The organism is Noviherbaspirillum aridicola (assembly GCF_019656455.1).
Classification (GTDB): Bacteria; Pseudomonadota; Gammaproteobacteria; order Burkholderiales; family Burkholderiaceae_D; genus Noviherbaspirillum; species Noviherbaspirillum aridicola.
This window is the reverse complement of record NZ_BPMK01000018.1, coordinates 65,497-79,078: the sequence shown is the minus strand read 5'-3', so window position 1 is coordinate 79,078 and position 13,582 is coordinate 65,497. Positions and strand designations below refer to the sequence as shown.

13 protein-coding genes and 1 tRNA gene are annotated in these 13,582 nt (G+C 64.2%); 8 read left to right on the top strand and 6 right to left on the bottom strand.

Translation table 11 applies throughout. From position 1 onward, the window contains the following. Positions 1-17 precede the first annotated feature (17 nt). Complete coding sequence (locus tag NCCP691_RS18335; protein ID WP_238482490.1) at positions 18-1,451, bottom strand: transglycosylase SLT domain-containing protein; 1,434 nt, start codon at positions 1,449-1,451, stop codon at positions 18-20. Positions 1,452-1,692: 241 nt separating this feature from the next. Continuing rightward, on the bottom strand, positions 1,693-2,466 hold the full coding sequence (gene gloB / locus NCCP691_RS18330; RefSeq protein ID WP_220810011.1) for a hydroxyacylglutathione hydrolase: 774 nt from the start codon (positions 2,464-2,466) through the stop codon (positions 1,693-1,695). Between the two features lie 3 nt (positions 2,467-2,469). Between gloB and NCCP691_RS18325 the strand changes: the two genes are divergently transcribed. The 7 genes from NCCP691_RS18325 to NCCP691_RS18295 all read left to right on the top strand — a co-directional run bounded on the left by NCCP691_RS18325 (position 2,470) and on the right by NCCP691_RS18295 (position 9,353). Next, the gene (locus NCCP691_RS18325) at positions 2,470-3,249 is read left to right on the top strand and encodes a class I SAM-dependent methyltransferase (protein WP_220810010.1); all 780 of its coding nucleotides are present in this window, start codon (positions 2,470-2,472) and stop codon (positions 3,247-3,249) included. 2 nt (positions 3,250-3,251) lie between these two features. After that, positions 3,252-3,686, top strand: a complete 435-nt coding sequence (rnhA, locus tag NCCP691_RS18320) for a ribonuclease HI (protein WP_220810009.1) — start codon at positions 3,252-3,254, stop codon at positions 3,684-3,686. A gap of 69 nt (positions 3,687-3,755) precedes the next feature. Further along, the gene (locus NCCP691_RS18315; protein WP_220810008.1) at positions 3,756-4,919 is read left to right on the top strand and encodes an efflux RND transporter periplasmic adaptor subunit; all 1,164 of its coding nucleotides are present in this window, start codon (positions 3,756-3,758) and stop codon (positions 4,917-4,919) included. 9 nt (positions 4,920-4,928) lie between these two features. Further along, on the top strand, positions 4,929-8,021 hold the full coding sequence (locus NCCP691_RS18310; RefSeq protein WP_220810007.1) for an efflux RND transporter permease subunit: 3,093 nt from the start codon (positions 4,929-4,931) through the stop codon (positions 8,019-8,021). Positions 8,022-8,031: 10 nt separating this feature from the next. Beyond that, a complete protein-coding gene (gene dnaQ / locus NCCP691_RS18305; protein ID WP_220810006.1) occupies positions 8,032-8,748 on the top strand; it encodes a DNA polymerase III subunit epsilon in 717 nt (238 codons plus the stop codon). 38 nt (positions 8,749-8,786) lie between these two features. Next, positions 8,787-8,861 (top strand) — tRNA-Val (locus tag NCCP691_RS18300). A 114-nt stretch (positions 8,862-8,975) separates the two neighbouring features. Further along, complete coding sequence (locus NCCP691_RS18295) at positions 8,976-9,353, top strand: hypothetical protein (protein ID WP_220810005.1); 378 nt, start codon at positions 8,976-8,978, stop codon at positions 9,351-9,353. 3 nt (positions 9,354-9,356) lie between these two features. Here the strand turns inward: NCCP691_RS18295 and NCCP691_RS18290 are convergent, their stop codons facing one another. Then, positions 9,357-9,500 carry a hypothetical protein gene (locus NCCP691_RS18290; RefSeq protein ID WP_220810004.1) on the bottom strand — a complete coding sequence of 48 codons (144 nt, stop codon included), beginning with the start codon at positions 9,498-9,500 and terminating at the stop codon, positions 9,357-9,359. Positions 9,501-9,743: 243 nt separating this feature from the next. Continuing rightward, positions 9,744-11,978, bottom strand: a complete 2,235-nt coding sequence (locus tag NCCP691_RS18285) for a YgiQ family radical SAM protein (protein ID WP_507763532.1) — start codon at positions 11,976-11,978, stop codon at positions 9,744-9,746. A 144-nt stretch (positions 11,979-12,122) separates the two neighbouring features. Between NCCP691_RS18285 and NCCP691_RS18280 the strand changes: the two genes are divergently transcribed. Then, entirely contained in the window at positions 12,123-12,449 is a 327-nt protein-coding gene (locus NCCP691_RS18280) for a hypothetical protein (RefSeq protein ID WP_238482489.1), read from the top strand. 40 nt (positions 12,450-12,489) lie between these two features. Here NCCP691_RS18280 and minE read toward each other — a convergent pair whose 3' ends face one another. Together minE and minD are read right to left on the bottom strand one after the other, a co-directional pair. Further along, entirely contained in the window at positions 12,490-12,753 is a 264-nt protein-coding gene (gene minE, locus NCCP691_RS18275; protein ID WP_220810002.1) for a cell division topological specificity factor MinE, read from the bottom strand. A gap of 1 nt (position 12,754) precedes the next feature. Next, positions 12,755-13,570 (bottom strand): septum site-determining protein MinD, encoded by an 816-nt coding sequence (gene minD / locus NCCP691_RS18270; RefSeq protein ID WP_220810001.1) that lies wholly within the window; start codon positions 13,568-13,570, stop codon positions 12,755-12,757. Between the last annotated feature and the right edge of the window lie 12 nt (positions 13,571-13,582).

The window sequence follows — 13,582 nt, the reverse complement described above, 5'->3', positions numbered from 1 at the left end:
GGCCAGCCCCGCCGTTGTCAGCTGCGGCGCGCCTTCGTTTTCTCGGAGGCCGCCGTCTTGCGCGGCGCCGGCGGTGCCGCCTTGCGGGCCGGCTTGGCTTCCGCGGCCCGGTAGCGGGTGCCGGCGGATGCCTTCTTCGCCGGTTCCTTGCGTGCGCCGGCCACCCGGTTGGGCAGGTTCAGCTCCAGCGTCTGCCCGGCGGAGACCGAATCCTTCTTCAGGTCGTTCCAGTCCTTGATCTGCGCGACGCTGACCTTGTGCCTGCGCGCAATCGATGCCAGCGTGTCCTTCTTGCCGACCTTCACATGCACGCGCCGCGTCTCGGGTACGTCGGGCGCGGTGACCAGCGTCGCGTTCTCGACCAGCTCGGGCGCGATGTCCTTGTCCGCCAGGTGCTCGGGCCGCGGCACCAGCACGGTGGAGCCGGCCGTGACCACCGTCTTCGGCGGGATATTGTTGACTTCGCGGATGACTTCAGGGGTGGTGCCGAAACGCTTGGCGATGGCGTCGATCCGTTCACGCGTCGAGGTCACCTTGTGCGCGGTCCAGCTCGACAGCGCGCGTCCCCATTTCCCCAGGTTAGCCTTGAACTTCTCCGCGTTCGATTGCGGCAGCAGGATCTGGGTGCCGGTGCCTGCCGGGATCACGGGACGGTTGAACTGCGGGTTGAGCGCCTTGAATTCCTCGACCGACAGCTCGGCGAGCTGCGCCGCCACCTTGATGTCGATGTCGCGCGTCTTGCCGATGGTGACGAAGTAGGGCTGGTTGTCGACCTTCGGCAGCGTCAGGCCATAGTCCCCCGGCGTGGCGACGATGTTCTTGACCGCCTGCAGCTTGGGCACGTAGTTGCGGGTTTCCGCCGGCATGTACTGCGACAGGCTGTTGAAGTCGGTGCCCTGGCCGGCGGCGCGCGCCTTGTTGATCGCGCGCTGCACCGAACCCTCGCCCCAGTTGTAGGCGGCCAGCGCCAGCTGCCAGTCGCCGAACATGCCGTACAGCTTCTGCAGATAGGCGAGGGCGGCGTCGGTGGAGGCGATGACATTGCGCCGCTCGTCCTTGAAGACGTTCTGCGTCAGGTTGAAGTCGCGCCCGGTCGACGGGATGAACTGCCACATGCCCGCCGCATGCGCGGTCGAATAGGCGTTCGGATTGAAAGCGGACTCGATGAAGGGCAGCAGGGCGAGCTCGGTCGGCATGCCGCGCTTCTCGAGCTCCTGCACCACATGGAACAGATAGCGCGAGGCGCGTGTCGTGGTGCGCTGGATATAGTCAGGGCGCGCGACGTACCACTGCAGCTGGTTTTCGACCAGCGGGTTCTGCAGATCCGGTATGGCGAAGCCCTTGCGGATGCGCGCCCATACGTCGAACTCCTCCATGGCCAGCAGCTGTGCGAGCGGGTCGTTCGGATCCCACGGGCGCTCCATCGCCGACACCTGTGACCAGGTATGCATGGGCAGGGAGAGATCGGCGGAGTGTGCGGTCGAAGCGGCGAACGGGGCACCGAGAAGGAGGAACGCTGTAAATATTGACTTTCTTTTTTGCAGCGGATGCATGAGTCCTCGCTTGCTGTTTAAGACGGAGCCCGTCAGGCGCCGGTGAATCGACGAAGTTTACGTAAGGCAGTTTTCCTGCGTCAAGGCATATCGTGACGCTTACCTGATTAGCAACGCGGGAAAAACGAGGGCCTGACCACTAGCGGAAGGAATTCTTCCACTCGCGTAAGGCAGCAAATACGGCAATAGGTTCCCGCGAAGAAACATGTCCCGTTGCCATTAATTGATCCGCGATAGAGGATTCGCGGAATCGCAGGAAAGGATTGGTCGACTTTTCGATGCCGATGGTCGAAGGAACGGTGGGCTGCCCGGCGTCGCGCCTGGCCTGTTCCCTCGCGATCCTGTCCCGCAGCGCCTCGTTGCCGGGTTCCACCGCGGCGGCGAAGCGCAGATTCGATAATGTATATTCGTGCGCGCAGAAGACTTGCGTTTGCTCAGGCAAGGCCGCGAGCTTGCTCAAGGAAGCCGCCATTTGTTCCGCCGTGCCCTCGAAAAGGCGGCCGCAGCCCCCCGCGAAAAGCGTATCGCCGCAGAACAGCCAGTCCTGTTCCGCCGCATGGTAAGCGATATGGCCCCGGGTATGGCCGGGCACGTCGAGCACCTTCAGGCGCAGCGCCGGCCGGGCCAGTTCCACCGTGTCGCCCTCGGCCAGCGGCTGCGTGACGGTCGCGATGCCGTCGCCGCGCGGTCCATAGACCGGCACCGGAAAGCGGGCCAGCAGTTCGGGCACCCCGCCGACATGGTCAGCATGATGATGTGTCAGTAGAATAGCGGCCAGCGAGAGCGCATGCGCGTCCAGCGCGGCGAGGATGGGCCGGGCGTCGCCCGGGTCGACGACAGCGGCGTGCGAACCATCGTGAATCAGCCAGAGGTAGTTGTCCTGGAATGCAGGAACGGTCAATACATTCAACATGCGATGGATACTCGTTCACCCGAAAAACCCATTATAGCCCTCGGTTCCTGGCTCCAGACCCCGGTCGGCGCCTACATGCGGGCATGGCAGCAGCAGCGCCTGGACGTGCTGACCGCCGACATTTTCGGCTTCAACGCCGTGCAGATCGGCCTGCCGCAGATCAATGCGCTGCGCGCCAACCGCATGCCGAACAAGTGGCTGACCGACAGCTGCCTGCCGCCGCGGACCGAAGGCGACGACAGTCTGCCGCCGCTGGCCCTGCTGCACGATTTCTCCGAGTTGCCATTCGCGTCGCAAAGCCTCGACCTGGTCGTGCTGCCGCATGTGCTCGAATTCGTCGACGAGCCGCACCAGCTGCTGCGCGAGGTCGAACGCGTGCTCATCCCGGAGGGGCAGGTCATCGTCTGCGGCTTCAATCCCGCCAGCATGTGGGGTCTGCGCCAGCTGGCCGGCCGCCTGACCGGCGCGCATTTTCTGCCGCAGGACGGGGAATTCATCAGCGTGCCGCGCCTGAAGGACTGGATGAAGCTGCTCAGCATGGAAGTCAACCGCGGCCACTTCGGCTGCTACGCGCCGCCCTGCGTGACGGAAAAATGGCTCAACCGCTACGGCTTCATGGAAAGGGCGGGCGACCGCTGGTGGCCCTTCCTCGGCGGCGTCTACATCGTGCAGGCGATCAAGCGGGTGCGCGGCATGCGCCTGGTCGGTCCGGCGTGGAGCCGCAAGACCGCCACCGCGGCCAAGGGCGTGCCCGCAACCAACAGCATGCATAAACAAGAGTAAGAATGGATAAAGTGGAAATTTATACCGACGGTGCCTGCAAGGGGAATCCCGGCACCGGCGGCTGGGGCGCGCTGATGATTTCCGGCGCGCACACCAAGGAGTTGTACGGCGGCGAGCGCAATACCACCAACAACCGGATGGAGCTCAGAGCGGTGATCGAAGCGCTCACCGCGCTCAAGCGCCCCTGCGAAGTCATCGTCCACACGGACAGCCAGTACGTGCAGAAGGGCATCAGCGAATGGATACATGGCTGGAAGGCGCGCGGCTGGAAAACGGCCTCGAAAGAGCCGGTCAAGAATGTCGATCTCTGGCAGGCGCTCGACGCCGCCCAGGCAGTGCACAAGATCGAGTGGCGCTGGGTGCGCGGGCATGCCGGCCATGAAGGCAACGAGCGCGCCGATGCGCTTGCCAACCGCGGCGCGGCCTCGGTATCCTGATTTCCCGGATGTGATAAATTCGCTTGCTGGCAATCCCCGCGCCTCCCGCCTCACCAACAGACCAAGCACATGAAACTTCGGAGACTCCTCTACCCGGCCGTGGCAGCGGTCGGCATCGGCGCGCTCGGCGCGTACGCATGGCAGGCCCAACGGCAGCCGCTCGCGCCGGTCGAGCAGAGCAAGTCGCCGCAGGACGCCGGGAAGGGGCAGGGGCAGAACAAGGCAGCCGGGCCGGTCGCGGTCGATGTGGCGCCCGTCGCCGCGGTTCGACTGGTCGAGGATGTCAACGCCGTCGGCACCCTGCGTTCGAATGAAGCGGTGATGCTGCGCCCGGAAGTCGCCGGCCGCATCACCCGCCTGAATTTCTCGGACGGCGCGCAGGTGCGCAAGGGACAGGTGCTGGTCGCCTTCGACGCCAGCGTCAACCAGGCCGAAGTGCGGCAGGCGCGCGCCGAGCTCGGCATCGCCCGCGCCAATTTCGAGCGCAACGCCGATCTCGCCAAGCAGAAGTTCATCTCCGATCGCGCGCGCGACGAATCGCAGGCCAACGTCCAGGTGCTCGAGGCGCGTCTCGCACTGGCCGAGGCCCGCCTGTCCAAGCTCGAAATTCGTGCTCCGTTCTCCGGCGTGGTCGGCATCCGCAACGTCAGCGTCGGCGATTATGTGAAAGACGGCGCCGACCTCGTCAACCTGGAAGACATCTCCAGCGTCAAGGTGGACTTCCGCATCCCCGAGCGCTTCATCGACATGGTCAAGCGCGGCCAGTCGCTCGAGGTCGCGGTCGATGCCCTGCCGGGCAAGCCCTTCCTGGCGCGGGTGGAAGCCATCGATCCCCAGATCGACAGCAACGGCCGCGCCGCACTGCTGCGCGGCCGCATCGACAACCCCGAGGGCAGGCTCAAGCCCGGCATGTTCGCCCGCGTGCGCCTGATCCTGTCCGAGCGCGAAAATGCGCTGATGATTCCCGAAGAGGCGATCGTCCCGCAAGGCGACAAGGTCACGGTCTGGAAACTGGCCGACGGCAAGGCGGTACGCACCGAGGTCAGGACCGGGTTGCGCCGCGAAGCCCGGGTCGAGATCACCGAGGGCCTGCGCGCCGGCGACCAGGTCATCGTCGCCGGTCAGGTCCGTCTCTCGCGCGACAACACCCCGGTGCGGGTCATCAACGGCGGCGCCGGCGTCCAGGAAGCCAAGCCGAACGCGGCCGCGCCGCGCGCCACCGCCAACGGCTGAGGAACATCCATGGTCCTGTCCGATATCTGCATCCGCCGTCCGGTGTTTGCGACGGTAATGTCGCTGATCATCCTGCTGGTCGGCCTGGTCAGCTACAACCGGCTCGCGGTGCGCGAGTATCCGAAGATCGACGAGCCGGTGGTGACGGTGGAAACACGGTATCCGGGAGCGAGTTCCGAGATCGTCGAGTCCCAGGTGACCAAGCCGATGGAAGACTCCATCGCCGGCATCGACGGCATCGACGTGCTGACCTCGATATCCCGCGCCGAGCAGAGCCAGATCACCGTGCGCTTCCGTCTTGAAAAGGATCCGGATTCCGGCGCCAACGACGTGCGCGACCGTGTCTCGCGCGTGCGCTCCAAGCTGCCGCAGACGATCGAGGAACCGGTGATCGCCAAGGTCGAGGCCGACGCCCAGCCCATCATCTGGCTCTCCTTCTCGAGCGAAAAGCTGAACGCGCTCGACCTGACCGACATCGCCAACCGCATCGTCAAGCCGCGCCTGCAGCTGCTGCCCGGCGCCGCCGACGTGCGCATCGGCGGCGAGCGCAAGTACGCGATGCGGATCTGGCTCAACCGCGACAAGCTCGCCTCCTACAACCTGACGCCGGCGGATGTCGAGGAAGCCCTGCGCCGCCAGAACGTGGAAGTGCCCGCCGGCCGCATCGAATCCCGCCAGCGCGAGTTCTCGGTGGTGTCGCAGACCGATCTCGCCACGCCGCAGCAGTTCGAGGACATCATCGTCCGCAATGTCAACGGCTATGCGGTGCGCATCCGCGACGTCGCCAGCGTCGCCATCGGTCCGGCGACCGAGCGCAACTCGGTGCGGTTCAACGGCCAGAGCGCGGTGTCGCTCGGCGTGATACGGCAGGCGACCGCCAATCCGCTCGAACTGGCCAGCTACGTCAAGGCGGAGCTGCCCAAGCTGAACGAGGAACTGGCGCCGCAGGGAGTGAACATCTCCATCTCCGTCGACAACACCGTGTTCATCGACCGCTCGATCAGGTCGGTCTATCAGACCATCCTCGAGGCGGTGATCCTGGTGGCGCTGGTGATCTTCGTGTTCCTGCGTTCGCTGCGCGCATCGATCATCCCGCTGGTCACGATTCCGGTATCGCTGATCGGCGCGTTTGCGCTGATGACGCTGTTCGGTTTCTCGATCAACACGCTGACCCTGCTGGCGCTGGTGCTGGCGATCGGCCTCGTCGTCGATGACGCGATCGTGGTGCTGGAGAACATCTACCGTCACATCGAAGAGGGCATGCGGCCTTTCGAGGCCGCGCTCAAGGGATCCAGGGAAATCGGCTTCGCGGTGGTCGCGATGACGCTCACGCTGGCCGCGGTCTACGCACCGGTCGCTTTCACTCCCGGCCGCACCGGCCGCCTGTTCGCCGAGTTCGCGATGACCCTGGCCGGCGCCGTGATCGTCTCCGGCTTCGTCGCGCTGACGCTGTCGCCGATGATGTGCTCCGTGCTGCTCAAGCATCAGCCCAGCCATGGCAAGGTGTATCAGGCGGTGGAGAACGGGCTCAATGCGATGACGGCCGGCTATCGCCGCCTGCTGTCGATCTCGCTCCGCATGCGGTGGCTGGTGATACTCGTCTACCTGCTGGTGATCGGTGCCCTGGTCTGGCTCGGCACCGGCATGAAGAAGGAACTGGCCCCGGTGGAAGACCGCGGCACCATCTTCACCGCGCTCACCGGACCCGACGGTGCCTCGCTCGAGTACACCGAAAAATACGCCCGCCAGCTCGAACAGATCGCCGCCGAAGTGCCCGAGATCGACCGCGTCTTCATCATCGCGGGCAATCCCACGGTGGAGCGCGGCGTCGCCTTCTTCCGCACCGTCGACTGGTCCGAGCGCGACCGCAGCACGCTAGACATGATCAGGGAAATGCAGCCGAAGATGGCTGCCGTTCCCGGTGTGCTCGCTTTCCCCAATGCGCCGCCTTCGCTCGGGCAGTCCATCCGCGAGCGCCCGGTCAACCTGGTCGTACTGACCAACGAATCCTACGGCGAGCTGCAGAAAGTGGTGCAGGAGATCGTCGCCGAGGCGAGCAAGAATCCAGGCCTGTCCAACATCGACACCGACCTGCGCCTGAACAAGCCGCAGGTCAATGTCGAAGTCGACCGCGACAAGGCCGCCGACGCCGGCGTGCAGATCGAGACCGTCGGACGCACGCTGGAAACCATGCTCGGCGGCCGCAACGTGACCCGCTTCAAGAAAGGCGGCGACCAGTACGATGTCATGGTGCAGATCGAGAACGCCGGCCGCACCGCGCCCGACGACATCAGCAACATCTTCGTGCGCGCGCCCGGCAAGAACGGGCAGCCTGACCAGATGATCCCGCTGTCGAGCCTGCTCAAGGTGCGCGAAACCGTCGCCCCGCGCGAGCTCAACCACTTCGGGCAGCGCCGCGCCGCGATCATCTCGGCCAACCTGGCCAACGGCTACACCCAGGGCGAAGCGATCGAGTTCATGGAAGAGACCGCCGCCCGCATCCTCAAGCCGGGCTACGCGACCGACCTCTCCGGCTCCTCGCGCGAATACCGGTCTTCGGCCGGCAGCCTGGTGCTGACCTTCGTGCTCGCGCTGGCCTTCATCTACCTGGTGCTGGCCGCGCAGTTCGAAAGCTTCATCGACCCCTTCGTCATCATGCTGACCGTGCCGCTGTCGATGGCCGGCGCGCTCGCGGCGCTCAAGTGGAGCGGCGGCACGCTCAACGTCTACAGCCAGATCGGCCTGATCACCCTGGTCGGCCTGATCACCAAGCACGGCATTCTGATCGTGGAATTCACCAATCAGCTGCGCGAGCAGGGCCGGGAACTGCACGACGCCGTGAAAGAAGCGGCCGTCCTGCGGCTGCGACCCATTCTGATGACCACCGGCGCCATGGTGCTCGGCGCGGTACCGCTCGCGCTGGCCACCGGCGCCGGCGCCGAATCCCGTATCCAGATCGGCTGGGTGATCGTCGGCGGCATGACCTTCGGCACACTGCTCACGCTGTTCGTGGTGCCGACTTTTTATACCTTCTTCGCCCGCAAGACGGCGCACCAGCCCGACGCGCAAGCCGGGGCGACCGTGCCGGCGCAGGCGCACTGATCACCGAACCATGCGACAAATCGTACTCGACACCGAAACCACCGGCCTCAACCCCCGCTCCGGCGACCGCATCATCGAGGTCGGCTGTGTGGAGATCGTCAACCGCCGGCTCACCGGCAACAATTTCCACACCTATATCAACCCCGAGCGTGATTCCGAAGAGGGCGCGCTCGCGGTCCACGGCCTGACCACCGAATTCCTCAGCGACAAGCCGAAGTTCGCTGAGATCGCGGGCGAGCTGCTCGACTATGTGCGCGGCGCCGAAATCATCATCCACAACGCCCCCTTCGACCTCGGCTTCCTCGATGCCGAATTCGAGCGCCTCGGCCTGCCGCCTTTCGCCCAGCATGTCGAACAGGTCAGCGACACCCTGGTCCAGGCCAAGGAGCTGCATCCCGGCAAGCGCAACTCCCTCGACGCGCTCTGCGACCGCTACGGCATCTCCAATGCCCACCGCACCCTGCACGGCGCCTTGCTCGACGCCGAACTGCTCGCCGAGGTCTACCTCGCGATGACCCGCGGTCAGAACAGCCTGAGCATGGACCTCGGCGGGATCGAGCAAGAGGCCGGCGCAGCCGCGGTCGAAGACGTCCCGCTCGGCGACATCGTCGTGCTGCGCGCGACAGAAGACGAACTCGCCGAGCATGAAGCCCTGCTCGACAAGCTGGACAAGGAAGTGAAGGGCAGCTGCGTCTGGCGCGCCCAGCCGGCAGAAATTGCGAGTTGATAGTCTGCAGTATCTCCTCTATAATGCGCAGCTTCCTCGGACAGTTAGCTCAGGGGTAGAGCACCGCCTTCACACGGCGGGGGTCACTGGTTCAATCCCAGTACTGTCCACCAGAATTCCGAAGGCCCGCAGCGATGCGGGCCTTTTTCATTTCCGCCATTCTTCCGCCTTTCGACTGGAACGGGTTTTTCCGCTTGATGACTAATCAGCAGGAGGACGATTCGTCTATGTTGAACAGCCAAGACCAGACGCCGCGGAGCCGGCTGTCCGCCCTGATCGTGCATGTGTGGCGTCTCGCGATGCCGCTCTGGATGTTTCGGGATGCGCACCGCGGCACTGTCGAGCAGCGCATTGCCAACTATCGCTACAACCGCGCTCAGCGCAAGGTGCTGCCGTTCTATGTGTGGAAGTGGGTGGGAATCGCTTTCTGCCTGCTGCAGATCACCCGGGTATTGTCGGCGCCGCTGCCCGATGCGGCGAGCGGCGCGGTGAGCGTCTCGGTCCTGATTTTCTGTACCGGCGCGGGGATAGGTTTTGCGCTGTCGTGCGTGGTGATCGCCGTGCTCGGCGCGAGCTATCTGTACCTGAGTTGCGTGGAACGCTAGTGCTTAGAACAGGCGGGTGATGGCGTACCAGGTGAGGCCGATGCTCGTCGCCGCCGATGCCAGCATGCAGGCGACGGCCTGCAGTTTGTTGTAGTTGAAGCCACGGGTGACGGGAGCGACGCGTGCGTTGTGTTCTGCCGTTCTCATTTTGTCTCCTGTTGAAGTGTGGCAACGAGTGAGATTCATTGTATAGAAGCGCTGACGGGAAGCAATAGTCCAACAGGCAACTTTTCAGGAATTTCGACGGCGGCAGGCAAAAAAAACCCACGGCGTTGAGGCCGTGGGTGAATCCAATTCAAGAAGAGTTGGAGGAGACGGGAATAACTATATCGCCCGGCCCTTCCTGCGTCTGCTTTCGTCTGGCAATATCAGATATAGAATTTCCGTATATCAACTGGTTACCGTCTTCCGCTTGCCCGCGGGCCTGGTCTGGCCCGGCTTGCGGGCGGTCGGCGCGAACTGTCCCCGCTGCGAATTCGGTTTGAACCCCGACGGGGACTTGAACCCGGCCGGCTGGAAGTTTTTCCGCGGCGCCGCACCGGGTGCGGGACGGGCGGTTTGCGGACGGGGCTGGTCGCTGCGCGGAACGAGATGACGGTCGCTGTTGCCGATCAGGTCGCTTCGTCCCATCCGCTGCAGCGCCTCGCGCAGGATAGGCCAGTTCTCCGGGTCGTGGTAGCGGAGGAAGGCCTTGTGGAGTCGCCGGATCTTGCCGGTGCGGACCGTTTCCACGACTTCTGAGTCGGCGCCGACCTTGTGCAGCGGGTTGCGGCGGCCGTGATACATCGCCGTGGCCATGGCCATCGGTGTCGGCAGGAAGGTCTGGACCTGGTCCAGCTGGAAGTTGTTCTGCTTCAGCCAGAGGGCCAGATTGAGCATGTCTTCGTCGGTGGTGCCGGGGTGGGCCGCGATGAAATACGGGATCAGGTACTGTTCCTTGCCGGCCTCGCGCGAATAGCGCTCGAACATCTCCTTGAACCGGTAGTACGCGCCCATGCCGGGCTTCATCATCTTCGACAGCGGGCCTTCCTCCGAATGCTCCGGTGCGATCTTCAGCAGTCCGCCCACATGGTGAGTGACGAGCTCCTTCACATACTCGGGCGAGCGCACCGCGAGGTCGTAGCGCAGGCCCGAGCTGATCAGGATCTTCTTGATGCCGGGGATGGCGCGCGCCTTGCGGTAGAGCTGGATCAGCTTGCCGTGATCCGTATTGAGGTTGACGCAGATGCTCGGGTAGACGCACGACAGGCGCCGGCAGGATTGCTCGATCTGCTTGTCCTTGCAGGCCAGCCTGTACATGTTCGCGGTCGGCCCGCCGAGGTCCGAGATGGTGCCGGTAAAGCCCTTGGTCTTGTCGCGGATCAGTTCGATTTCGCGCAGGATGGACGGCTCCGAGCGGCTCTGGATGATGCGGCCCTCATGCTCGGTGATCGAGCAGAAGGTGCAGCCGCCGAAGCAGCCGCGCATGATGTTGACCGAGAAGCGGATCATCTCCCAGGCGGGAATGCGCGCATTGCCGTAGACGGGGTGCGGCGCGCGGGCATAGGGTGCGTCGAAGACGCCGTCCATTTCATCCATCGCCAGCGGCAGCGGCGGCGGGTTCAGCCAGACGTCGCGTTCGCCGTGTGCCTGGACCAGCGCACGCGCATTGCCCGGATTCGATTCCAGATGCAGCACGCGGGATGCGTGGGCATACAGCACCGGGTCATCCTTGACCGCTTCATACGCCGGCAGGCGCACCACCGTGCGGCTTCGCTGTTCGCGCAGCGCGGCCTGTCGTTCTTCGCGGCTCAGGATCATGACGGGCTTCTCGACAGGCTTGCTTGCCGCGTCATCCGTCGCGCAGGACGCATCCTTCGTTTTCATCTCGTACGGATCCGGATGCGGATCGACGCGTCCCGGCGTGTCATAGCGGGTCGAGTTCACCTCGGCCCAGTCGTCCGACGGTTTCCAGCCGCGCGGCACCATGAAGGCCGTGCCGCGCAGGTCGCGAATGGACTTCACCGGTTCGCCCGCGGCTACCCGGTGCGTCAGCTCGACCAGCGCGCGCTCGGCATTGCCGTACAGGAGAAGGTCGGCCTTCGAATCCGGCAGCACGGACCGCCTGACCTTGTCAGACCAGTAATCGTAGTGGGCGATGCGGCGCAGGCTGGCCTCGATGCTGCCGATGATCACGCCCGCGTCGGGATACGCCTCGCGCGCACGCTGGGCGTAGACGACGACCGCGCGGTCGGGACGCTTGTTCGGTTCGCCGCCCGGGGTGTAGGCATCGTCGGAGCGGATCTTCCGGTCCGAGGTATAGCGATTGATCATCGAATCCATGTTGCCGGCGGTGATGCCAAAGTACAGATTCGGCTTGCCGAGGGCGCGGAACGCCTCGGCCGACTGCCAGTCCGGCTGGCTGATGATCCCGACGCGGAAACCCTGTTTCTCCAGCAGCCGGCCAACCAGCGCCATGCCGAAGCTGGGATGGTCGATGTAAGCGTCGCCCGTCACCAGGATGACGTCGCAGCTGTCCCAGCCGAGCGCATCCATCTCGGCGCGCGACATGGGCAGGAACGGCGCCGGCGTCGTGTATTCGGGCCGGTAACGCGGGTAGGAGAAAAGGTTCTTGGGCGTGTGCATGGTGGGGCGGATTGTACCGGAAGCAAATAGCGCCGGCAGGCGGAGCCATATGACCGCGGAGCAGCGCCGGAGTTGCCGGAACTCGCGCTGCAGGGGTTCATCCAAATCTGTTCACTTATGGAAGCAACAAGAAAGGAGAACGTGATGGAAAAGAATGAGATGCAGCAACGCTTCAGCCACGCGGAGGAAATGATTCACCGGGCTGCTCAGCGCTGCCAGGTGGTGGACTCGGTGCCGCTGGACCTGAAGGACAGCGTGCAGCAGCTGGACCAGAAGGCGATTTATGCGCGTGAATTGCTGCGTTCGCAGGATGACAACCAGATCAGGCAGTGTGTCGAGGACCTGGAAGAACTGGGCGACCGCGCCAAGGATGCCTGTGAAAGCGCTCCTGCGGACGTCGACAGCGAACTGCGCGAAGCGGTAATGCAGGCGCACCGGGAGCTGTCGGAACTCAAGCATCAGCTCCACTGAAGACTCGCCTTCCGCTCGGTGGCGGAAGGCGTCAACTTGCTTACTTCGCTGCCGGTCCGTCCGGCAGCACGACATTCACATCCAGCACTTCGAGATTGCCCTGGCGGTCGAGCGAGATCTTGATGTCCTCGGCGTTGACCTTCGCATACTTGGAGATCACTTCGATCAGTTCCTTGTGCAGGGCGGGCAGGAAGTCCGGGCCGTCGCGGCCGTTGCGTTCGCGGGCGATGATGACCTGCAGGCGTTCCTTCGCGGTGCTCGCGCTTTTCGGCTTGTTATTGAACAGGAATGAAAGCAGCGACATGTCACTTACCCTTGAAGAGTCTCTGGAACAGCCCCGGCTTCTCGTACGAGACGAAACGCAGCGGCACCTCGGCGCCGAGGAAGCGCGCGATAACGTCCTTGTAGGCTTCCGACACGTCGCTGCCTTCGATGTGGATGGCCGGGTTGCCCTGGTTGGACGCGTGCAGCACGGACTCGGATTCCGGGATGATGCCGATCAGCGGAATGCGCAGGATCTCCTGCACGTCGGTATAGGACAGCATCTCGCCGGCTTCCACGCGCTTGGGCACGTAGCGGGTGATCAGCAGGTGCTCCTTGACCGGCTCCTCGCCGTTGAGGGCGCGACGGGACTTGGCCTGGATGATGCCGAGGATGCGGTCGGAGTCGCGCACCGACGACACTTCGGGATTGGTCACGACGATGGCTTCGTCGGCGAAGGTCAGTGCCATCACCGCGCCGTGTTCGATGCCCGCCGGCGAGTCGCAGACGATGTATTCGAAGCCCATCTTCTTGAGCTCGTTGAGTACGCGCTCCACGCCTTCTTCGGTCAGCGCATCCTTGTCGCGCGTCTGCGAGGCGGGCAGCACGTACAGGTTCTCGCAGTGCTTGTCCTTGATGAGCGCCTGATTCAGCGTGGCTTCGTTGTTGATCACGTTGATCAGGTCGTACACCACGCGGCGTTCGCATCCCATGATCAGGTCGAGGTTGCGCAGACCGACGTCAAAGTCGATCACGACGGTCTTGTGCCCGCGCATGGCCAGGCCGGTGGAGAAGCTGGCGCTGGAGGTGGTTTTGCCGACACCCCCCTTGCCCGACGTAACAACGATGATTTTGGCCACAGACTGACTCCT